This is a genomic window from Roseicyclus amphidinii (assembly GCF_030163755.1).
GTDB classification, from domain to species: Bacteria; Pseudomonadota; Alphaproteobacteria; order Rhodobacterales; family Rhodobacteraceae; genus Roseicyclus; species Roseicyclus amphidinii.
The window spans coordinates 1-21,225 of sequence record NZ_JASJOE010000030.1 but is presented as its reverse complement, the minus strand read 5'-3'; the positions used below and the strand labels follow the sequence as shown (position 1 = coordinate 21,225).

Here is a 21,225-nt window from a genome sequence, read left to right as displayed (position 1 = left end):
CCCGTCACGCCGCGAGCGGTTCCACCAGCACGGCCCCTTCGGCCCGGTTCGAATTGACGCGCGCGTCCACCCGCCAGCGGTCGTAGTAGCCTTCGGGTGCGGGCTGCATCAGGGGGGCGGCTTTCTCGCCCGTCTCGCCCAGCCAGCGCGCCCAGTCCGTCGGCGCAAGGCGCACGGGCTCTCGGTGGTGGGTCGCCGACATCCAGTCGCTTGCCCCCGTGGTGACGATGGCGACGGTCGTCATCGGCTGGTCCCCCTTCGTCCAGTCCTGCCAGATGCCCGCGAAGACCAGCGGCGCGCGGTCCTTCGGCACGAAATACCACGGCAGGCGGTTGCCCGCGTCATCCTTGGTCCATTCGTAGAAACCGGTGGCGGGCACGAGGCAGCGGCGCGCGCGGACGGCGGCGCGAAAGGCGGGCTTTTCGGCGATGGTCTCGGCGCGCGCGTTGATCAGGAGGGGGCCGTCGGTGGGGGTCTTGTACCACTGCGGCACGAACCCCCAGCGCATCGGGCGCAGCCGCCGCCCGCCCTGCCCCGCGGTCACCACGGCCACGGGATGCGTCGGGCAGATGTTGTAGCGCGGCACCGGCGGCAGGTCGTTCGACGGCGCAGCCTCGAACAGCCGCGCCATCGCGTCGTTGGGGTGGGTCATGGTCATGCGCCCGCACATGGGCGCAGTCTAGCCCGCCCGGTCAGCGTCCGTAAACGTGGGTCCGGGCGATCTTTTCCGCATCCTCGCGGAAGATGCCAAGGTCCAGCGCCACGTCGAGCGGCAGATTGGCGATCTCGCGGGCGGTCCGGTGATAGGCCGCACGTTTCGCGGCGGCGCTGCGCAGGCGGGTGATGATCGAGGTCATTCAGGCGGCTCCTTTCGGGATTGGCGTTTCGTCTCTCGTGAGCAGAATGTGGTAGCGCTAACGCGTTTCACAATTGACGGTTTTCCAAAGCCGCCTTGCTCTTGCTGCATGGCAGCAAAAAGGCCGGCGCGGGGATGCCGCGCCGGCCTCGGGATGATGTTCTGAGATGCTTATTCCGCGGTCGAGATCCGGCCGTCGGTGTAGGGCGTGTAGGGGCTGTTCTCGCCGATATAGGTGGCGGCGACCTCTTCGAGGCCGGGGCCGAAGTCATAGGCGTTCACGGCGTCGCGCGCGAAGACGGAATAGCCGTCGCCGCCGCCACGCATGAAGTTGTTGGACACCACGCCATAGGTCGCCTCGGGGTCCAGCGCCTCCCAGGTGCCGCCCATGTCGACCTCGGCCGAGACGATCCGGCTGCCCGGCTCGGCCGCCGGGTTCCACACGAAGCGCAGGCCCGAGACCTGCGGGAAGCGGCCCGCGCCTTCCTCGACCTGGCTCACGCCGTTCTCGAGCGCGGCCAGCACGCCCGCGCCGGTCAGCTGGAAGGTCGCCAGCGTGTTCTGGAACGGCAGCACGGTGAAGACCTCGCCCATCGTCACCTCGCCCGCGTCGATCGAGGCGCGCAGGCCCCCGCCGTTGGCGATGGCGATCTGGATGCCCTGGTCGGCCACGCGGTCGAGCATCGCGTCGGCGACAAGGTTGCCCATCGGGCATTCCATCGCGCGGCAGACGCTGCGGTCGCCCTCGATGAACTCCACCGTTTCGCCCACGACCTCGCCCATCATCTCCTCGATCGGGCCGGCCAGCTCGGCCACGCGGGCGGCGATGCCCTCGTCCGGGGTCACGCTCGCGTCAAGGAGCATGGTGTTGCCCTCGGCATAGAGCACTTCGCCCGCGTCGTCGAAGGTCACCTCGAGATGGCCGAGGTATTTCGAATAGGCATAGGCCTGCACGATGGGGACCATCATGCCCTCGGGGTTCGAGATGAAGGTCGGATAGGGTCCGTCGCGGTCGGGGTCGTCCTGGCTGAGATAGGTGTGGGAATGGCCGCCCACGATCACGTCGATGCCGGTCACGGCCTCGGCGATGCGGATGTCGGCGGGCAGGCCCACATGGGTCAGCGCGATGATGATCTCGACGCCCTCGGCGGTGAGCGCGTCGACATCGGCCTGAAGCGCCTCGACCTCGGCCTCGAACGCCACGCTCTCGCCCGGCGAGGAGATTTCCTGCGTGTCGAGCGTCAGCGCCGAGACGATGCCGACCTGCGTGCCGTTGACGTCGAGAACGACGGTATCGCCGACGCGGCCGTTCAGCGTGGGGTCCTGCGTGACGTCGAGATTGCCCGAGACGACCGGAAAGCTGACCGCGTCGAGCAGCGGCAGCAGCCCCTCGGGGCCGTTGTTGAACTCGTGGTTGCCGAGCGCCATGGCGTCGAAGCCGATGGCCTCCATGAACTCGCCCGCCGCGGCCCCGCGGTAGGTGGTGAAGAACAGGCTGCCCTGGTACTGGTCGCCCGCGTCGAGGACGATCACGTTCTCGCCCGCGGCCTCCAGCTCGGCGCGGATCTGGTTCACCGCGGTGGCGATGCGCGCCACCCCGCCGAAGCATTCGCCCGCGGCGTCATCCTCGGCCGGGCAGGTGCTGTCGAAGCGGTTGATCGGCTGGATGCGGCTGTGCAGGTCGTTGATGTGCAGGATATGCAGCGTGGTCTCGGCCGCGGCCGGTGCGGCCATGCCGAGCCCCGCGAGGATCGCGGTGGAGCCGAGGATTCTCGAAAGCATGACATTTTCCTTTTGATGGGATTCCCTGTCGAAAGTGTTACCGCCCGAATGTGACAAGTAAAGCAGCCTGCAGCGGGCGGATGCCGCCGGGACGGGCTTGACGACGCGTCAGCGGCGGGCAATGGGAAGACATGCACATCTACAAGATCCTTCGGCCCGAAGACTGGGCAGAGCTTGAACGGCTGGGTGAGACATCCGGCGCCCCGGTGGACGTGGCGGATGGCTTCGTCCACTTCTCCACCGCCGGGCAGGTGGCCGAGACGGCGGCGAAGCATTTTTCGGGTGAAGAGGGCCTGATCCTTGCCGCCTTCGACGCAGGGGCGCTTGGCGAGGCCCTGAAGTGGGAGGTGTCGCGCGGGGGGGCGGAGTTCCCGCATCTCTACGCGCCCCTGCGCCGGTCGGACGTGATCTGGCACGCGCCCCTGCCGCTGGTCGGCGGGGTGCATGTCTTTCCCGAGGGGATGTGACCGCGATGTGGGAACGCTTCGGCCTGTCGGTGATGCAGCGGATGGAGCCCGAGCGGGCGCATGGGCTGGCGATCAAGACGTTGCAGACCGGGCTTCTGCCCGCGCCGGGGCCGGTGACCTCGCCAAGGCTGGGGGTGGAGCTGGCGGGGATGGCCCTGCCGAACCCGGTGGGCTTGGCGGCGGGGTTCGACAAGAACGCGGAAGCCGTGGGGCCGCTCTCGCGCGCGGGCTTCGGTTTCATAGAGGTGGGGGCGGCCACGCCCCTGGCCCAGCCCGGCAACGCGAAACCGCGGCTCTTCCGGCTGACCGAGGATCGCGCGGCGATCAACCGCTTCGGCTTCAACAACGAGGGGATGGAGGCCATCGCGGCGCGGCTTGACGCCGCGAAGCCCGCGGTGCCCGTGGGCCTGAACCTCGGCGCGAACAAGGAAAGCCGCGACCGCGCGGGCGATTTCGCGCGGGTGCTGGCGCGCTGCGGGCCGCATGTGGATTTCGCCACGGTCAACGTCTCTTCGCCCAACACCGAGCGGCTGCGCGAGCTGCAGGGGCGCGCGGCGCTCGAGGGGCTGTTGGCCGGCGTGATGGAGGCGCGCGCCGGGCTGGCGCGGCCGATCCCGGTGTTCCTCAAGATCGCGCCGGACCTGACCGGTGACGAGCTGGCCGAGATCGCCGAGGTGGCGCTTGGCTCGGGCGTGGCGGGGATCATCGCCACCAACACGACGCTCTCGCGCGAGGGGCTCGCCAGCCGTCACCGCGGCGAGGCGGGGGGGCTGTCGGGCCAACCGCTCTTCGAGGCCTCGACACGGGTTCTGGCGCGGCTCTACCGGTTGACCGGGGGGCGGCTGCCGCTGATCGGCGTGGGCGGCGTGTCGAGCGCCGAACAGGCCTGGGAAAAGCTGCGCGCGGGCGCCACCGCCGTGCAGCTTTACACCGCGCTGGTCTATGGCGGGCTGACGCTGGCCGCGCGGATCGCCGAGGGGCTGGATCAGCGCTGCGCCGCCGAGGGCGTGGCGCGGATCGGCGATGTGACGGGCACGGGGGTGGACGCGTGGCTCTGACGCTCTGGCACAACCCGCGCTGCGGCAAGTCGCGCGCGGCGCTGGCGTTGCTGACCGAGCGGGGGCTTTCGCCCGCGGTGCGGCTGTACCTCAAGGAGCCGCCGACGGAGAGCGAGATCGTCGAGCTGCTTCGGATGCTGGAGATCCCGGCGATCGGGCTGGTGCGGACCGGGGAGCGTCTGTTCCGCGATCTCGACCTGGCCGACGGCGGTGACACCGCCCTTGTCGCCGCCATGGCCGCCCATCCCATCCTGATCGAACGGCCGATCCTTGTCGCCGGAGATCGCGCGGTCATCGGGCGACCGCCAGAAAGGATCCTCGACCTCCTCTGACCCCGAAGGGGGCTTTGCCGCGCGTCTCGGCCTGCGGCCTCCGTCAGCGACGGCGGTGGCACCGCTGACGCGGTGCGGGTGCGCCCGGTTTTCCTCGGGGTGGTGCGGAGCGCTGAGGTCGGGGATCCGTATTTGGGGGAAGATGAAGGCGGGTGCGGGTCGCTTCAGCGGGCCGCGTCGCCTTCGAGGGCGGGGTAGCGCAGGGCGAGGGTCAGGCCGCGCAGCGCGAAGAAGCCGGTCAGCGCGGCCCAGAGGCCGTGGTTGCCGAAGGCGGGCATGAGGAACGCGACGAGCAGGGCATAGCCCGCAAAACTCAGCGCCATCATGTTGCGCATGTCGCGGGTGCGGGTCGCGCCGATGAAGATGCCGTCGAGCATCCACGAGGCGCAGCCGATCAGAACCGCGAGCGCGATCCAGGGCAGGAAGGCGCGGGCCTCGGCCCGGACGCCCTCGGCGTTGGTCATCAGGTCGATGAGCGCACCGCCTGCGAGCGTGAAGGCCAGCGCCAGCGCCGCGCAGGTGCCCAGCCCCCAGAGGCTTGTCAGGATCGCCGCGCGCCGGATGCGGTGGCGGGCGCGGGCGCCCACGGCCTGGCCCACCAGCGCCTCGGCGGCGAAGGCGAAGCCGTCCATCGCGTAGGAGGTGACGTAGACGAACTGGATCAGCACTTGGTTCGCGGCCAGCGTCACGTCGCCGAAATCCGCCCCGAAGAAGAGGAAGGAGGAGAAGCCGAGCAGCAGCAGGACCGAGCGGATCAGGATGTCGGTGTTCACCGCCGCCATGCGCCACAGGATCACCCGGTCGAAGATGCGCGCCCAGTCGCGCCATGCGGGCACCGCGAAGGCGCGGCGGCAGAGCCAGAGGCCGAGGATCAGCCCCGACCATTCCGCGAGGAATGTGGCGAGCGCCACGCCCTCGACGCCGAGGTCGAGGCCGAGGACGAACCAGATCGAGAGCGCCGCGTTCAGCCCGTTCTGCCAGAGCTGCAGGGCGAGAACCGCGCCCGTGCGTTCCTGCGCGATGAGCCAGCCCATGATGCCGTAGATCGCTATGGCCGCGGGCGCCGAGAAGATGCGCACCTGAAGATAGGCGCGCACGAGGCTTTCGACCTCGGGGCTGGCGGGCGAGAGCCAGAGGGCGGCGGCGAAGATCGGCATCTGCAAAAGCATCAGCGCAAGGCCGGCCGCGCCGCCGATCAGCAGGACGCGGGTGAGCAGCGCCGCGACCTCGGCCCGGTCGCCCGCGCCCAGCGCCTGAGCGGCAAGGCCCACCGTGCCCATCCTGAGAAAGCCGAAGACCCAGTAGATCGAGGTGAGGATCACCGCGCCGAGGCCGACGGCCCCGATGGGCGCGGGGTCGCCCAGCTGGCCCACGACGGCGGTGTCGACCACGCCCAGAAGCGGGATCGTCGCGTTCGAGAGCACCACCGGCAGCGCGATCTTCAGCACGCGCCGATGCGTCAGCGGCGCGCCTGCTGCGGTCTCAGCCATCGCGGGACGGCATCAGGAAATGCCCCGTGGCCTGCGCGAAAAGGCGCTGGCGCTGGTCCTGCCAGGCCTCGACATGGACGCTCGCATAGCGTCGCCCCTGCCGGTTCACCCGCGCCCGTGCATAGGCGTCGCGCGGCAGGCCAGAGCGCAGGTAATCGACGGTGAAGTCGATGGTCTTGGGCAGGCGCGGCAGGGTCTCGGGCGTGAGCCGGTCGGGGTCGATGCGCCCCTCCTCCACATCGTCCCAGAGCATGTTGAAGCTCAGTTCCATGATCGCCGTCACCTCGAGAAACGAGGCGATGGCCCCACCGTGCAGCGCGGGCAAAAGCGGGTTGCCGATCAGCTTGTCGTCGTAGTTCAGCACCGCGGTCAGCTCGTCCCCGCGGCGGTCGAAGCTGACGCCGAGAAAGCCGATATAGGGCACCGCGCCGACAAGGGCCGCGAGCGTGCGGTCGCGGCGCTGCTTGATGACGGCGACGGGTTCGGGGGGGCGTCTGGTCATGCGGTGCCCCCTGCCCCGGCGCGCGCGACGGTGAAGGCGCCCGTGGCGGTGGCGACCGGGCGGTCCTCGTCCGCGTCCCAGGCCGTGGCGCGCACGAAGGCGACAGAGCGGGTGAGATGGTAGCACTCGGCGCGCGCGGTGATGCGCTCTCCGGGGGCGGCGGCGCGCATGTAGTCGATGCGCAGGTCGATGGTGGCGGTGCCCGCCAGTGCCTCGGGGTGGCTCATGACGGCGGCCCCGCCACAGGTGTCCATCAACGCGGACACCGCGCCGCCGTGGATCACGCCGCCCCTGGGGTCGCCGACAAGAGCGTCCGACCAGGGCATCGAGATCACCGCGACGCCGTTGCCGATCTCTTCGAGACGCATCTGCAACGCCCGCGAAAACGGGATCGCTTCGATGAACTGCCGCGCGATGCGGGCCTTGTCCTCGGGGTGGGTGGTCATCCCTGCCGTCCTTGTGCCTTGGCTGCCAATCTCTCCGCTGGCCGCGGCGGGCGCAAGGGCGCGTGGGGCATGAGGCGCGCGAAGAGCACGAGGGCGCGCTTTTCCCGGCGCGTCATGCCCGGTATGATCGGTGCGGGTGGACAGCTGCGAGGGACCCGATGCGAGAGGAAACCCGCCTCAGCTTCAAGGAGATGTGCGCGCGCTTCGAGGTGACGCCGCGCACGCTCAGGCATTACGAGTATATCGAGCTGCTCTTTCCCGAGCGGGAGGGCCGCGCGCGCTTCTACGGCCCGCGCGAGGTGGCGCGGATGACGCTGATCCTGCGCGGGCGGCGCTGGGGCTTCGCGCTCGAGGAGATCCGGCAATGGCTCGAGATGTATGATGCCGACCCGCAGGGCGGTGCGCAGCGCGAGGCCTGGCTGGCGCTGGCCGACCGTCAGCTGTGCGAGCTGCGCCAGAGGCGCGCCGAGCTGGACGAGATCATCGACGAGCTGCAGGGCATGCGCGACAGGACCGAGGCCTCCTGGAGCTGACCGTCCGGGCGGCCTGCGGATGCGTCGCGGACCGCGCGTGACGATACAAAGTTGCGCTTTCCCCAGCGTCACCTTTGCTGACGTTTCGTCAAGCATCAAAGTGACGTGACGTCCTGTTTACGTCAACGTCATGCAACCTTGTAAACTGGTGAGCGACTCGCACATCAGGCAGGCCAGACACCCAATGTTCGACATGGACGATCCGATCATGACCGACGACGTGATGACCATCCGCCAGATGTGCGACGCCTACGAGGTGACGCCGCGCACGCTGCGTTTCTATGAGCAGAAGGAACTGCTTTTCCCGATCCGCGAAGGGCAGAAGCGGCTGTTCACCCGGCGCGACCGGGCGCGGCTCAAGCTGATCCTGCGCGGCAAGCGCTTCGGCTTCAGCCTCGAGGAGATCCGGCAGCTGCTCGATCTCTACTACGTGGGCGACCAGCAGGAAACACAGCTCAGCCGCACGCTCGACATCGCGCGCGACCGGCTGACCGACATGGAGCGCCAGCGCGCCGAGCTGGACGCGGCGATCGAGGATCTGCGAAGCCAGATGAGCCTGGTGGAGGACATGCTCGAGACCCGCGGCAGCGCACGCGACGCGGCCGAGTGACGCGACAGGACCAAGACCAGGACGTTTCGGGAGGACGACAATGCCCAGCTACACCGCCCCCACCAAGGACATGCAGTATATCCTGCACGATGTGCTGAAGGTGACCGAGGCCGGCATCCCCGGCTACGCCGAGATCGAGCGCGACTTCACCGCCGCCATCCTCGAGGAGGCGGGCAAGCTGGCCTCCGGGGTGCTCGCACCGCTGAACCCAGTCGGCGATACCGAGGGCTGCCGGATGGAGAACGGCGTGGTCTACACGCCCACCGGCTTCAAGGAGGCCTTCGCGCAGATGAAGGCGGGCGGCTGGCCCGGCATCGACATGCCCGAGGAGTTCGGCGGACAGGGCATGCCCTACGTGCTGGGCACCGCGGTGGGCGAGTATTTCTCGTCGGCCAACCAGGCCTTCATGATGTACCAGGGTCTGACCCACGGCGCGGCCTCGACGATCCTCGCCCATGGCACCGAGGCGCAGAAGGCGACCTATCTTCCGAAAATGGTCGCCTGCGACTGGACCGGCACGATGAACCTGACCGAGCCGCATTGCGGCACCGACCTCGGGCTGATGCGCACCAAGGCCGAGCCGCAGGACGATGGCAGCTACAGGATCACCGGGCAGAAGATCTTCATCTCGGCCGGCGAGCATGACATGGCCGAGAACATCGTCCACCTCGTGCTGGCCAAGATCCCCGGCGGCCCCGAGGGGATCAAGGGCGTCTCGCTCTTCATCGTGCCCAAGTTCCTCGTGAACGAGGACGGCAGCCTCGGGCCGCGCAACGGCGTCTCCTGCGGCAAGATCGAAGAGAAGATGGGCATCCACGGCAACGCCACCTGCGTGATGAACTACGACGGGGCGACCGGCTGGCTGCTGGGCGAGGAACACAAGGGCATGCGCGCGATGTTCACCATGATGAACGAGGCGCGGCTGGGCGTGGGCATGCAGGGTCTGGCGCAGGCCGAGATCGCCTTCCAGAACGCGCTGGCCTATGCCAGGGACCGGCTGCAGGGCCGCGACGTGACCGGCCCCGCGAACCCGAACGGCCCGGCCGACCCGCTGATCGTTCACCCCGACATCCGCCGCAACCTGTTGGAGCAGAAAAGCTTTGCCGAAGGCGCGCGCGCCTTCATCCTCTGGGGGGCGACGCTGATCGACCGCGCCCATCGCGGGCAGGATGCCGATGCCGACGGGCTGATCTCGCTGCTGACGCCGGTGATCAAGGGCTTCCTGACCGACAAGGGCTTCGACATGACGGTGCAGGCCCAGCAGGTCTACGGCGGGCATGGCTACATCGAGGAATGGGGGATGTCGCAATACGCCCGCGACGCCCGGATCGCCATGATCTACGAAGGCGCGAACGGCGTGCAGGCGCTCGACCTCGTGGGCCGGAAGCTGGCAGCCGACGGCGGCAAGCACGTCATGGCCTTCTTCGACCTGGTAAAGACCTTCTGCAAGGAGGCGGGCGAGACGGACGGCATGGCCGAGTTCGTCGAGCCGCTCAAGCGCGCCTCCAAGGATTTGCAGGCCGCCGGCATGTATTTCATGGCCGAAGGCATGAAGAACCCCAACGCGGCGCTCTCGGGCAGCTATGATTTCATGCACCTCTTCGGGCATGTCTGCCTCGGGCTGATGTGGGCGCGCATGGCCGAAACCTCGCTCAAGGCGCTGGCCGAGGGCACCGAGGATCCGGTGTTCCACGAGACGAAACTGGCGACCGCGCGCTTCTACATGGCCCGCCAGTTGCCGATGACGGCGACGCATCTGGCGCGAATCCAGTCCGGCGCCGAACCGGTCATGGCGCTCGACGCCGCGAATTTCTAAGGTCGGACAGGGCGCGGCGCGGGAGGGCGCCGCCCCGACACCGGCCCGAGGGAGGGGACATATGCCAAAGCGCCTGCGGCTCACGCGCCGCCCCAACATCGCCATGAGCGAGGACGGCTATCGCAAGCTGCGCAGCCTCGCACAGGAGGCGGGGCTCGATGACGGGGAATTCCTGTCCTTCCTCTTCGAGCATTGGGGCAGCGTGATCAACGAGGAGAAATTCGTCGCCCGGCTGCGGCTCTTCAACTCCGAACTGGAGGAGCGCAAGCGATGAGCCACCGGCACACCAGCCCCGCCATCCGCCCGGTGTCAGCTGTCGGGCAGCCGTATTTGGAGGAAGATGAAGCCGGGGGTCCAGCGCCCTGCCCGGTCGAGTGTTCCCCAGCGGCGTCCGGACACCGAGGGGCGCTGCACCACCGGACAGGGCGCCTTCACCTTCCGCGGTCATCGGCTCGGCAGCCTGTACCGCGCCCTCATCGTGGCACGTTAACCTTAACAAGTCGTTACGAGCCTTCATCTTCCTTCAAATACGGCGGCGACCAAGGTTGGCGCTTGCAGAACCAGGGGTAAGCGCGATGACCAACACACTGTATTGCTTCGGAGAATCGGGCAATGCCTACAAGGCGGCGCTGGCGCTGGAGCTGGCCGGTGTCGACTGGACCCCGCGCCATGTCGATTTCTTCAACGGCGAGGCGCGCGGCCCGGAGTTCCGGGCGATCAACCCGATGGGAGAGGTGCCGGTGCTGGACGCGGACGGGCTGATCCTGACGCAGTCGGGGGTGATCCAGGACTGGGTGATGGCCGAGACCGGCAAGCTCTGCGGTGACGGGTCGGCGGCCACGCGCCGCGAGATCCTGCGCTGGACGATCTTCGACAACCAGAAGGTCTCGGGCCAGGCCGGGCCCTTGCGGTTCCTGATGAACTTCCTGCCCGAGGACAAGCGCCCGACCGAGGTGATCGGCTTCATGGCGGGCCGCCTCAAGGCGGCGCTCATGGTGCTGGAGGGCGAACTGGCCGGCCGTGACTGGCTGGCGGGCGACATGCTCACCTGCGCCGACATCTCCTGCGCGGGCTATCTCTTCTACGAAGAGCCGTTCACCTTCGACCGCGCCGACTATCCGGCGATCGACGCCTGGCTCGCCCGTATCGCGGCGGTGCCGGGCTGGAAACACCCCTACGCGCTGATGCAGCGGGCCTTTCCCGCCACCTGACCGGAGACGACAGATGACCGACGCCTATATCTACGACGCGATCCGCACCCCGCGCGGCAAGGGCCGCAAGGACGGCGCGCTGCACGAGGTGACCGCGGCGCGGCTCTCGGCCTTCACGCTGAACGCCCTGAAGGAGCGCAACGCGCTTGACGGGCACGCAGTCGAGGACGTGATCTGGGGCAATGTCACGCAGGTGATGGAACAGGGCGGCTGCCTTGCGCGGACCGCCGTTCTGGCCTCCGACCTCGACGAGCGCATCCCGGGGCTGGCGATCAACCGCTTCTGCGCGAGCGGGCTCGAGGCGGTGAACCTCGCCGCGAACCAGGTCCGGGGCGGCGCCGGTGCCGCCTATATCGCGGGCGGGGTCGAGATGATGGGCCGCGTCGCCATGGGCAGCGACGGGGCGGCCATCGCGGTCGATCCCTCCATCGCCATGGAGAGCTATTTCGTCCCGCAAGGCATCAGCGCCGACATCATCGCCACCGAATACGGGTTCTCGCGCGATGACGCCGACGCGCTGGCCGTCGAAAGCCAGAGGCGCGCCGCGCAGGCCTGGGCCGAGGGGCGTTTCGCCGGGTCCGTGGTGCCGGTGACCGACATCAACGGGCTGACCATCCTGGAGCATGACGAATACATGCGCCCCGGCACCGACATGCAGACGCTGGGCAGCCTCAAGCCCGCCTTCAAGGAGATGGGCGAGATGATGCCCGGCTTCGACCAGGTCGCGCTGATGAAATACCCCCATCTCGAGCGGATCGAGCATATCCACCATGCCGGGAATTCCTCGGGCATCGTGGACGGGGCGGCGGCGCTTCTGATCGGAAACCGGGAGTTCGGGGAGAAATTCGGCCTGACACCGCGCGCGCGCATCCGCGCCACGGCCAAGATCGGCACCGATCCCACGATCATGCTCACCGGCCCCGTGCCCGCGACCGAGAAGATCCTCGCCGACAGCGGCATGGCGATCTCGGACATCGACCTGTTCGAGGTGAACGAGGCGTTTTCCTCGGTCGTGCTGCGCTTCATGCAGGCTTTCGACGTGGATCACGACCGGGTCAACGTGAACGGCGGTGCCATCGCCATGGGGCACCCGCTGGGTGCGACCGGCGCGATGATCCTGGGCACGCTGCTGGATGAGCTGGAGCGGTCGGGCAAGGGCACCGGCCTTGCGACGCTCTGTGTCGCCTCGGGCATGGGGGCCGCCACGATCATCGAGCGGCTGTGATGCGCATGTCCCCTGCGCCGCGGTCCGAGAGGCCTCGCGTCACCTTGCAACCGCTTACATTGACAATCGATGACATCGGATCAAAAGTGCCGCGCGAGTGGTATCGGGGTCCAGCCCGATACGGAGTAACGGTGTCGGGGAGGTCAGCCCATGGCGAAGGAGATCTACCAGCAAGCCGTGGACGCGATCAACGCGGCGATCCTGGCCAGGGACCTCGCGGCGCTGCATCGGCGCATCGCCCTGCCCTTGCTGGTGACCACGAACACCTCGCAGCTGATCATCACCACGATCGAGGAACTCGATCTCATCCTGTGCGACTACCATGCGCAGTTGCGCAAGACCGGCGTGACGCAGTATCGGCGCACCTGCCTGAAGGCGGCGTTCCAGCCGCACGACCCGGACATGATCGTCGGCGTTCACCGCTCGGAGATCATGGCCAACGCGCGTTACGTGGTGGCGCCGTTCCTGTGCCATGTCGCGTTCATGAAGATCGGCGGCCTGTGGAAGGCGGTCTGGGAACAGGCCGCGTTCGACGAGCGCGACTTGCAGATGCTCAACCCCGAGATGGTGCGCAAGCAGAAACAGGTCTACGCGGCCCTCGCGCAGCGCCGCGCGGTTTGCAGGTCTCCGGGTTGACAACACTCCGAAAGGAACGCGTTTCTCGGGCCGCAAAAGCCAGCCCAACGCATGCCATACGCGGTTCGAACATCATGCCCTTTCGCTTGTATCAATCTCACCTCGACACGGTTTCCCGCGCGGTGCTCGAAGGGGACCTGGCGACGATCCTGCAGCACATCGCGCTGCCCAACATGATGTCGACCCGCACCAAGCGCGTGGTCGCCACCTGCCCCGAGGAGATGGACGTCATCGTCTCGGACATCCGCGCGCAATTGCTGGCGCGCAACGTGACCGAGTTCCGCCGCACCTGCATCGAGGCCGATTTCGTCGCGGGCGTGCCCGACATGATCGTCGGCCGCCATCGCACCGAGGCGCTGTCGCACGGGGTGCCCGTCCTGCCGGAATATGCCGGCAGCATGGCCATGATGCGCATCAACGGCACGTGGCAGGGCATCTGGCTCGACACCGATGCGGATGATCTCGCCGTCACGATGCTGAGCGCGGATTTCATCGAGGCGTCGGACCGGGTCCGGCGCGCTGTCGAAACGGGCGGGCCGACAGGGCAGCCCCCCATGAAGGGACCGGACCAATGACCGATTTCACGATGGAAAAGGGCGCCGACGGCGTCGCACTCATCACCTGGGATCTTCAGGACAAGTCCATGAACGTGCTGCGCCGCGAGGCGATCGGCGTGCTCGAGGCGCTGGTCGACGACGCGCTGGCCGATGATGCGGTCAAGGGCATCGTGATCACCAGCGGCAAGGACAGCTTCGCCGGCGGCATGGACCTGAACGTTCTGGCGACCATCCGCGAGGAGGCGGGCGAGGACCCGGCGCAGGCGCTCTTCGACTTCACCATGGGGGCGCATCGCTTCATGCGGAAGATCGAGCGCGCGGGCATGGACCCCAAGACCAACAAGGGCGGCAAGCCCGTGGCCTGCGCCATTCCCGGCACCTGCGCGGGCATCGGCACGGAACTGGCGCTCTGCACCCATCGCCGCTTCATGGCCGACAACCCCAAGGCCCGGATCGGCCTGCCCGAGATCCTCGTGGGGCTGTTCCCCGGCGCGGGCGGCACCACGCGCTATTCGCGCATGGTCGGCGCGATGGCCGCGGCGCCCGTGCTGCTCGAGGGCAAGATGCTCGAGCCCAAGGCGGCGAAATCGGCGGGCCTGATCGACGAGGTCGTGCCGGCGGACGCATTGCTCGCGCGGGCGAAGGAGTGGGTTCTGTCGGCGGGGGACGCCGATATCGTCAAGCCCTGGGACCAGAAGGGCTGGAAGATGCCCGGCGGCGCGCCCTATCACCCGGCGGGCTTCATGACCTTCGTCGGCGCAAGCGCGATGATCAACGGCAAGACCAAGGGCGTCTACCCGGCGGCCAAGGCGCTGCTCTCGGCGGTCTACGAGGGCGCGCTGGTCGATTTCGACACGGCACTCCGGATCGAGGCGCGCTGGTTCACCTCGATCCTGATGAACCCGTCGTCCTCGGCGATGATCCGGTCGCTCTTCCTCAACAAGGAGGCGCTGGAGAAGGGCGCGAACCGCCCCGAGGCGCCCGATCAGCGGGTCAAGAAACTGGGCGTCATCGGCGCGGGCATGATGGGGGCGGGGATCGGCTATGTCTCGGCCAATGCGGGCATAGAGGTGGTGCTGATCGACGCGGCGCAGGAGGCCGCCGACCGCGGACGCGCCCATGCCGAAGGCATCCTCGACAAGGGGATGAAGCGCGGCAAGGTCACCGAGGCGAAGAAGGCCGAGGTGCTGGGCCGGATCACGGCGACGACCGATTACGCCGCTTTGGAAGGCTGCGACCTGATCGTGGAGGCGGTCTTCGAGGACCCCGGCGTGAAGGCCGAGGTCACGCAAAAGGTGCTCGCCGCGGTCGGCCCCGACTGCATCTTCGCCACCAACACTTCGACCCTGCCGATCACCGAGCTTGCCAAGGCCTCGGACAATCCCGAGCAGTTCATCGGCATCCATTTCTTCAGCCCGGTCGACAAGATGGCGCTGGTCGAGATCATCAAGGGCAAGGCCACGGGCGACCGCGCCGTCGCCAAGGCGCTCGATTTCGTGCGCCAGATCCGCAAGACGCCCATCGTGGTGAACGACGCGCGCTTCTTCTACGCCAACCGCTGCATCCTGCCCTACGTCAACGAAGGCGTGCGCATGGTGCAGGAGGGTGTCGCGCCCGCCCTGATCGAGAACGCGGCCAAGCTCGTGGGGATGCCGCTTGGCCCCCTGCAGCTGACCGACGAAACCTCGCTCGACCTTGGCGCCAAGATCGCGCGGGCGACCAAGGCCGCCATGGGCGAGGCCTATGACGACGCGGCCGACGCGGTGATCTTCGGCATGGTCGAGGCAGGGCGGCTCGGCCGCAAGTCCAAGGCGGGTTTCTACAGCTACGACGAGAGCGGCAAGCGGCTGGGCCTGTGGGACGGGCTTGCCGAGCACTACCCCGTCAGCCCCGAGCAACCGAGCCTGACCGAGGTGCAGCATCGCCTGCTGTTCGTGCAGGTGCTGGAAGCCGTCCGCGCGCTGGAAGAGGGTGTGCTGACCGACATCCGCGAGGGCGACGTGGGCGCGATCCTCGGCTGGGGCTTCGCGCCGTGGTCGGGCGGCCCCTTCAGCTGGCTCGACATGCTCGGCACGCCCTATGCCGCGGAACGCTGCGACCAGTTGGCCGAGGCCTACGGGGACCGCTTCGCCTGCCCCGCGCTGCTGCGCGAGATGGCGGAAAAGGGCCAGGGCTTCTACGCCCGCTTCGGCACCGGGGTGGACAGCAAGGCCGCGTGACGCGGGGAAAACTGCAGTTTTCCCCTACGAAAAACTGCAGTTTTTCGCGCGCGTCGCGCTGACCTACCCCACCCGGCAGGCGGCCAGCGCCGCCTCGTCCGGGTTCAGGCCAAGGCCCGGAGCATCCGGCACCACAAGCCGCCCCTCCGTCATATCGGGCGGGCGCTCCATCAACAGCCGCGCGATGCGCGCCTGCGCGCGGTGCAGTTCGACCGACCCGCCGGTCATCGCGCCGCACATCCACTGCAGGTTGACGATGTCCCAGCCCCCCGCGGGCGAGACGGCGCAGCCCTGCGCCGCCGCATCTTTCGCCACCGCCAGCGCCGCGCCGATGCCGCCCACGAAGACCGCGTTGGGCTGGATCACGCGCACCCCCGCCTCAGCCAAGAGCGCGAAACGGTCGGCGCTCTGCTCCATCTGCCCCGCGCCCAGCGGCACGATCCCCTCGGCGGCCAGAGCCGCCAGCGCGCGGCGGTCGTTGCCGCGCACGGGTTCCTCGAGAAAGGACAGGCCCACCCCCGCAGCACCGCGGGCGAAGGCCAGCGCAGCTTCGACATCCCAGCCGCAATTGGCATCGGCGATCAGCGCCGGGCCGTCGCCGATGGCCGCGCGCACCGCCGCGAGGCGGGCAAGATCCTCGGCCACGCTGCGCCCCTTGGCGGCGACCAGCACCTTGACGCCTTGCGCCCCCGCCGCGACCTCGGCCGCGCAGGCGGCGACCAGCGCGTCGGTGTCGAGCGCGGGAAAGCCGCAGGTCACATCGACCGGAGCGGAGGGGCGCGCGCCCCCCAGAAGCGCCGCCACGGATTTCCCCGCGCGGCTCCCGGCAAGATCCCAGAGCGCGATGTCGAGCGCCGAAAGCGCCGAGACCACGACGCCCGTCATCCCGCGCGGATTGAGCTGCCGCATGAGGTCGGGCATCGGCCCTTTGCGGCCTAGCGCCTCGGCCACGGCCCCGTTCAGCAGATGCGCCACCTCGGCCGCGCAGAAGCGCCCGGTGAAGCCGTGGCCCGTTGCGCCCTCGGCATCGGTGACGGTCAGACGGACAAAGGTGAAACTGTCCTCGCCCGCATAGGGCGCGGGATCGCCCGGCGCGGCCCCCGCCCGGTGGACCGAGGCGGCAAGGCGCAGGGGAAGGCGCGGGGCGGGCGGGGGTGTCGGCGTCATGGGCAAAGGTCCGGTTGCGGGTGGCTCTACGGGCAGCCTAGCCCGCTGCGCGGCGGGCCGCGATCCTCCTCTGCGACGCTTCGTCAACCGGGCTGGCCCCGGCCCCTGCCCCGCCTAGCTTTGCCGCCATGGTCAAACCGCCCGGACATATCGACCGCCTTCTGACGCTGATCGGCGGCGTCCTGACAGCCCCTTGGCGCGGCGCGCGCTTCTGGGGCGCGCTGGCCTATGGCGCGCTCTGCCATTCCGTCTTCGCCGTCGCCGTGCTGGCGATGGTGCTCGCCATGGGCTTCGGGATGAGCGAAAGCCTCGGCCGCGTGCCGTGGCCCTGGGGCATTGCCGCGAACGCCGCTCTGCTGCTGCAATTCCCGCTGGCCCATTCCCTGCTGCTCACCCGCCGGGGCGGCGGCTGGCTGTCACGCCTCCTGCCCCATGGGGGCACGCTGGCCACCACGACCTACGCGATCATCGCCTCGGCGCAACTGCTTGCGCTCTTCGCGCTCTGGACGCCCTCGGGCGTGATCTGGTGGCGGGCCGAGGGCGCGGCGCTGTGGCTGATGCTGACGCTTTACGCCGGATCGTGGCTCCTGCTGATGAAGGCCAGCTTCGACGCGGGTGCCGAGGTGCAATCGGGCGCGCTGGGGTGGATGTCGCTGGCCGCGGGGCGCAAGCCGGTCTTCCCCGACATGCCGGAGACGGGCCTTTTCCGCGTGATCCGGCAACCGATCTACGTGGCTTTCGCGCTGACCACATGGGCGGTGCCGGTCTGGACGCCCGATCAACTGGCCGTGGCGCTGACGCTGACGGCCTATTGCCTGCTTGCCCCCATCCTCAAGGAACGCCGCTTCGCCGCCCGCTACGGCGCGCGGTTCGCGGCCTACCGCGCCCGCACGCCCTATGCCCTGCCGCGCCTGCGCCGCCGTCGTGACGCACCACGCCCCGGCGAAGGGACTACTTGACCGCGGCAAGCGTCCTTCTCCCCTTTCCTTTTCTTGCGCCCCTTGCCATGAGTTGCGACAGAAGCTTGCGCAGGAGGGGCAGATCATGGGCTGGATGAAGGACGAGACCGGGCTGGAGAAGCGCGCGGCCAATTACGTGGCGCTGACACCCCTCAGCCACCTGGCCCGCGCCAACCGCATCTTCACCGACCGCACCGCGCTGGTCGACCGCGGCACGCGGCGCAGCTACGCAGAGCTTCACGCGCGCACCAGCCGCCTCGCCTCGGCACTGGCCGCCCGCGGCGTGACCCCCGGCGACGTGGTCGCCGCCGTGCTGCCCAACACCGCCCCCCACGTCGAGGCGCATTGGGGCGTGCCCGCCTGCGGCGCGGTGCTGAACTCGATCAACATCCGCCTCGATATCGGAACGATCTCCTACATCCTCGACCATGGCGAGGCCAAGGTGGTGCTGGTCGACACCCAGTTCCTCGGCGTGGTCGAGGAAGCCATGAAGGTGCAGGAGGCCGAGGATTTGCCGCTTGTCGTCGAGGTGCCCGACGAGGAAGCGGGCTACCACGCCTCGGGCCGTCACCTGACCTATGAGCAACTGCTGGCCGAGGGCGACCCGGAGTTCGACTGGATCATGCCGGTTGACGAATGGGAAAGCCTTGCGCTCAACTACACCTCCGGCACCACGGGGCGTCCCAAGGGCGTGGTCTATCACCACCGCGGGGCCTATCTGATCACCATGGGCACGCCGATCAGCTGGCGGATGACGCTTTATCCGTCCTACCTGACCATCGTGCCGCTGTTTCACTGCAACAACTGGTGCCATGTCTGGACCATGCCCGCCGTGGGCGGCACCACCGTCTGTTGCCGCGACATCACGGCCAAGGCGATCTACGACGCCATCGCCGACGAAGGCGTGACCCATTTCGGCGGCGCGCCCATCGTGCTGAACATGCTGGTGAACGCCAAGGAGGCCGACCGCCGCGCCTTCGAGCACGTGGTCGAGGTCTTCACCGCAGGCGCGCCCCCCGCCCCCGCGACTCTGGCCGCCATCGAGACGATGGGCTTCAACATCACGCAGGTCTACGGGCTGACCGAGACCTATGGCCCGGCGACGGAATGCACCTTCAAGGACGAAGAGTGGGGCGCGCTGACGGGCGAGGACCGCGCCGCGGTCAAGGCGCGGCAGGGCGTGCCGATGCCGAACATGGACCACATCACCGTGATGGACGCCGAGACCATGGAGCAGGTCCCGATGGACGGCGCCGCGCTGGGTGAGATCATGATGCGCGGCAATTCCGTGATGAAGGGCTATTACAAGAACCCCCGCGCCACGAACGAGGCGTTCCGCGGCGGCTATTTCCACTCGGGCGACATCGCCAAGCAGCACCCCGATACCTACGTCCAGATCGCCGACCGCGCGAAGGACATCATCATTTCGGGCGGCGAGAACGTGTCTTCGGTCGAGGTCGAGGGCGTCTTGATGCATCACCCCGCCGTGCTGCTGTCCGCCGTGGTGGCCAAGCAGGACGAGAAATGGGGCGAGGTGCCCTGCGCCTTCCTCGAGCTGAAGGAAGGGGCCAGCGTGACCGAGGAAGAGATCATCGCCTTCGCCCGCCAGCGCCTTGCCGGGTTCAAGACGCCCAAGCATGTCGTCTTCACCGAACTGCCCAAGACATCCACGGGAAAGATCCAGAAATTCGAGCTGCGCAAGGCGGCGGCCGAGCTGTGACGCAGCCCGCGCGCGAGCGTTGAGAAACGCGCCCGCGCGGGCTATGCTGCGCGCCAACCGGACCCGAGCAGCGCGCCCGCATGACAGCCCTTGAGCAATACAGCCGTCTCGAGGCGACAGGCCTCTGGCGCGAAGCGCCCGACGCGCAGCGCCGTGACGTGCTGGTGTCGCTGGGCGACGCCACGCTGATGATCTCGACCCAGTCCGAGGTCGCGCTGACCCATTGGTCGCTGCCGGCCGTAGCCCGGCTGAACCCCGGCCGCCGCCCGGCGCTTTATGCCCCCGGCGCGGACACGGAAGAGCGGCTCGAGATCGACGATCCCGACATGATCGCCGCCATCGAGACCGTGCGCGCCGCCATCGACAAACGCCGCCCGCATCCCGGCCGCCTCAGGCTGTGGATCAGCGGCGGGATGGCCGCGCTGGTCCTTGGGCTTGCCGTGTTCTGGCTGCCCGGCGCGCTGACCCGGCAGACCGTCGCCCTTCTGCCCGAGGCCAGCCGCGAAGAGATCGGCAACCGCCTGTTGCAGGAGATCGGGCGGCTGGCCGGGCCGATCTGCACCAGTCCCCGCGGCTCGACCGCGCTCAACCGGCTGGCGCGGCGCAGTTTCGGCGAGGACGCGCCGCGCGTCGCGCTGCTGCCCTCGCCCATCCCCGACACCCTGTCGCTGCCCGGTGACATCCTTGTCGCCAACGCGGGCCTTGCCGAGGATTACGAGACGCCCGAGGTGCTTGCCGGCTACCTGCTGGCCGAGGATGTGCGCCGGGACCAGACCGACCCGATGCTGCGGCTGCTGACCGAGGCGGGGCTTGGCGCGACCCTGGGCCTTCTGACCACCGGCCAGATCGACGAGGCGGCGCTGCACGCCCATGCCGCGACGCTTCTGTCGCGCGAAGCGGCACCGGTGACCGAGCCGCCCCTTCTGGCACGGTTCGAGGCGGCCGGGATCTCGTCGCAGCCCTACGCCTTCGCCCGCGACGTGTCGGGCGAAACCGTGCTCGGCCTGATCGAGGCCGACCCGATGCGCGGCGCAGACACGGCCCCGCTGCTGGGCGATGCCGACTGGGTCAGCCTGCAGGACATCTGCGGGCGCTGACGCGGTTCAGGATCGTGCGCGGGCTCAGGCCAAGGCGCAGGGACAGGCCAAGGCTCAGGGCCGGATCACGGTCACCAGGGCCGGCGTCACCTCGGCCGGGCGGTTGGCGCGGGTGAAGACCGCCCGGAAGCCGCGCGGCGGCGGATCGGTGACAAGACGGCGCGGCAGCGTGTTGGTCCAGACCTGTTCCATCTGCCGCTGGCCGCTGGCCGTCCCCAGCCCGCGATGCGGGTTGATGCGGCCGTCCTCCCACGCCGCGCGATACCCTGCGGGCGGGTTGACCGCGTAGCGCACCACCTGCGGGGTGGCTCCCTGCAGCGCGCTGGTGCGGTCGATGCCGCGGGCCGCGTCGCCGGGATGCACCGCCTGCGGACCGCAGCGCGGGTTCGGGCCGGTGAAATAGCCGCGCACATCGGCGGGCAGGTTCGGACAGGCCCCGGTCGCCGCCGGTGCTGTGGGCATCGGCCGCGCGGTCGTGGCCATGCTGCGCGGCTGCGTGGCCATCGGGCGCGGCGTGGTGGCGACGCTGCGCACGGCGGGCT

General features: G+C 68.9%; 22 protein-coding genes and 1 pseudogene. 15 read left to right on the top strand and 8 right to left on the bottom strand.

What is annotated here, in order from left to right:
- Window positions 1-4 precede the first annotated feature (4 nt).
- The 3 genes from QQK83_RS11340 to QQK83_RS11330 form a co-directional block, all read right to left on the bottom strand.
- Window positions 5-670, bottom strand: a complete 666-nt coding sequence (locus QQK83_RS11340; RefSeq protein ID WP_284264314.1) for an SOS response-associated peptidase — start codon at window positions 668-670, stop codon at window positions 5-7.
- Window positions 671-692: 22 nt separating this feature from the next.
- Window positions 693-857 carry a hypothetical protein gene (locus QQK83_RS11335; protein WP_284264313.1) on the bottom strand — a complete coding sequence of 55 codons (165 nt, stop codon included), beginning with the start codon at window positions 855-857 and terminating at the stop codon, window positions 693-695.
- 170 nt (window positions 858-1,027) lie between these two features.
- On the bottom strand, window positions 1,028-2,638 hold the full coding sequence (locus QQK83_RS11330) for a bifunctional metallophosphatase/5'-nucleotidase (protein WP_284264312.1): 1,611 nt from the start codon (window positions 2,636-2,638) through the stop codon (window positions 1,028-1,030).
- Window positions 2,639-2,769: 131 nt separating this feature from the next.
- Here QQK83_RS11330 and QQK83_RS11325 point away from each other — a divergent pair, with 131 nt between their 5' ends.
- The 3 genes from QQK83_RS11325 to arsC are packed head-to-tail and all read left to right on the top strand — an operon-like array spanning window position 2,770 to window position 4,495.
- On the top strand, window positions 2,770-3,105 hold the full coding sequence (locus QQK83_RS11325; RefSeq protein WP_284264311.1) for a DUF952 domain-containing protein: 336 nt from the start codon (window positions 2,770-2,772) through the stop codon (window positions 3,103-3,105).
- A 5-nt stretch (window positions 3,106-3,110) separates the two neighbouring features.
- Entirely contained in the window at window positions 3,111-4,163 is a 1,053-nt protein-coding gene (locus QQK83_RS11320; protein ID WP_284264337.1) for a quinone-dependent dihydroorotate dehydrogenase, read from the top strand.
- Window positions 4,154-4,495 carry an arsenate reductase (glutaredoxin) gene (arsC, locus tag QQK83_RS11315; protein ID WP_349816229.1) on the top strand — a complete coding sequence of 114 codons (342 nt, stop codon included), beginning with the start codon at window positions 4,154-4,156 and terminating at the stop codon, window positions 4,493-4,495. Before QQK83_RS11320 ends, arsC begins: the two co-directional genes overlap by 10 nt.
- 164 nt (window positions 4,496-4,659) lie before the next feature.
- Here the strand turns inward: arsC and QQK83_RS11310 are convergent, their stop codons facing one another.
- The 3 genes from QQK83_RS11310 to QQK83_RS11300 are packed head-to-tail and all read right to left on the bottom strand — an operon-like array spanning window position 4,660 to window position 6,933.
- Complete coding sequence (locus QQK83_RS11310; protein ID WP_284264310.1) at window positions 4,660-5,985, bottom strand: MATE family efflux transporter; 1,326 nt, start codon at window positions 5,983-5,985, stop codon at window positions 4,660-4,662.
- The gene (locus QQK83_RS11305; RefSeq protein ID WP_284264309.1) at window positions 5,978-6,487 is read right to left on the bottom strand and encodes a PaaI family thioesterase; all 510 of its coding nucleotides are present in this window, start codon (window positions 6,485-6,487) and stop codon (window positions 5,978-5,980) included. The genes QQK83_RS11310 and QQK83_RS11305 overlap by 8 nt, the downstream gene beginning before the upstream one ends.
- Complete coding sequence (locus QQK83_RS11300; RefSeq protein ID WP_284264308.1) at window positions 6,484-6,933, bottom strand: PaaI family thioesterase; 450 nt, start codon at window positions 6,931-6,933, stop codon at window positions 6,484-6,486. Before QQK83_RS11300 ends, QQK83_RS11305 begins: the two co-directional genes overlap by 4 nt.
- A 158-nt stretch (window positions 6,934-7,091) precedes the next feature.
- Here QQK83_RS11300 and QQK83_RS11295 point away from each other — a divergent pair, with 158 nt between their 5' ends.
- The 9 genes from QQK83_RS11295 (at window position 7,092) to QQK83_RS11255 (ending at window position 15,740) form a co-directional block, all read left to right on the top strand.
- A complete protein-coding gene (locus QQK83_RS11295; RefSeq protein ID WP_284264307.1) occupies window positions 7,092-7,466 on the top strand; it encodes a MerR family transcriptional regulator in 375 nt (124 codons plus the stop codon).
- A 208-nt stretch (window positions 7,467-7,674) separates the two neighbouring features.
- Window positions 7,675-8,076, top strand: coding sequence for a MerR family transcriptional regulator (locus QQK83_RS11290; protein ID WP_284264335.1), 402 nt, complete (start codon window positions 7,675-7,677; stop codon window positions 8,074-8,076).
- A 40-nt stretch (window positions 8,077-8,116) separates the two neighbouring features.
- Window positions 8,117-9,892 carry an acyl-CoA dehydrogenase C-terminal domain-containing protein gene (locus QQK83_RS11285; protein WP_284264306.1) on the top strand — a complete coding sequence of 592 codons (1,776 nt, stop codon included), beginning with the start codon at window positions 8,117-8,119 and terminating at the stop codon, window positions 9,890-9,892.
- Window positions 9,893-9,953: 61 nt separating this feature from the next.
- Window positions 9,954-10,166: a hypothetical protein gene (locus QQK83_RS11280; RefSeq protein ID WP_284264305.1), complete on the top strand. Its 213-nt coding sequence runs from the start codon at window positions 9,954-9,956 to the stop codon at window positions 10,164-10,166.
- A 301-nt stretch (window positions 10,167-10,467) separates the two neighbouring features.
- Window positions 10,468-11,103 (top strand): glutathione S-transferase family protein, encoded by a 636-nt coding sequence (locus QQK83_RS11275; protein ID WP_284264304.1) that lies wholly within the window; start codon window positions 10,468-10,470, stop codon window positions 11,101-11,103.
- 13 nt (window positions 11,104-11,116) lie between these two features.
- The gene (locus tag QQK83_RS11270; protein ID WP_284264303.1) at window positions 11,117-12,328 is read left to right on the top strand and encodes an acetyl-CoA C-acetyltransferase; all 1,212 of its coding nucleotides are present in this window, start codon (window positions 11,117-11,119) and stop codon (window positions 12,326-12,328) included.
- 150 nt (window positions 12,329-12,478) lie between these two features.
- The gene (locus tag QQK83_RS11265; protein WP_284264302.1) at window positions 12,479-12,964 is read left to right on the top strand and encodes a hypothetical protein; all 486 of its coding nucleotides are present in this window, start codon (window positions 12,479-12,481) and stop codon (window positions 12,962-12,964) included.
- 86 nt (window positions 12,965-13,050) lie between these two features.
- Entirely contained in the window at window positions 13,051-13,539 is a 489-nt protein-coding gene (locus QQK83_RS11260; RefSeq protein WP_284264301.1) for a hypothetical protein, read from the top strand.
- A complete protein-coding gene (locus QQK83_RS11255) occupies window positions 13,536-15,740 on the top strand; it encodes a 3-hydroxyacyl-CoA dehydrogenase NAD-binding domain-containing protein (RefSeq protein WP_284264300.1) in 2,205 nt (734 codons plus the stop codon). Before QQK83_RS11260 ends, QQK83_RS11255 begins: the two co-directional genes overlap by 4 nt.
- A gap of 63 nt (window positions 15,741-15,803) precedes the next feature.
- Here QQK83_RS11255 and QQK83_RS11250 read toward each other — a convergent pair whose 3' ends face one another.
- Window positions 15,804-16,907, bottom strand: a complete 1,104-nt coding sequence (locus QQK83_RS11250) for an enolase C-terminal domain-like protein (RefSeq protein ID WP_284264299.1) — start codon at window positions 16,905-16,907, stop codon at window positions 15,804-15,806.
- Window positions 16,908-17,035: 128 nt separating this feature from the next.
- Here QQK83_RS11250 and QQK83_RS11245 point away from each other — a divergent pair, with 128 nt between their 5' ends.
- The 3 genes from QQK83_RS11245 (at window position 17,036) to QQK83_RS11235 (ending at window position 20,683) form a co-directional block, all read left to right on the top strand.
- Complete coding sequence (locus QQK83_RS11245; protein WP_284264298.1) at window positions 17,036-17,866, top strand: methyltransferase family protein; 831 nt, start codon at window positions 17,036-17,038, stop codon at window positions 17,864-17,866.
- 85 nt (window positions 17,867-17,951) lie between these two features.
- The gene (locus tag QQK83_RS11240; RefSeq protein ID WP_284264333.1) at window positions 17,952-19,586 is read left to right on the top strand and encodes an AMP-binding protein; all 1,635 of its coding nucleotides are present in this window, start codon (window positions 17,952-17,954) and stop codon (window positions 19,584-19,586) included.
- Window positions 19,587-19,666: 80 nt separating this feature from the next.
- Window positions 19,667-20,683, top strand: a complete 1,017-nt coding sequence (locus QQK83_RS11235) for a hypothetical protein (protein WP_284264297.1) — start codon at window positions 19,667-19,669, stop codon at window positions 20,681-20,683.
- Window positions 20,684-20,737: 54 nt separating this feature from the next.
- Here the strand turns inward: QQK83_RS11235 and QQK83_RS11230 are convergent.
- Window positions 20,738-21,225: pseudogene (locus QQK83_RS11230) on the bottom strand (hypothetical protein); the annotation flags it as partial.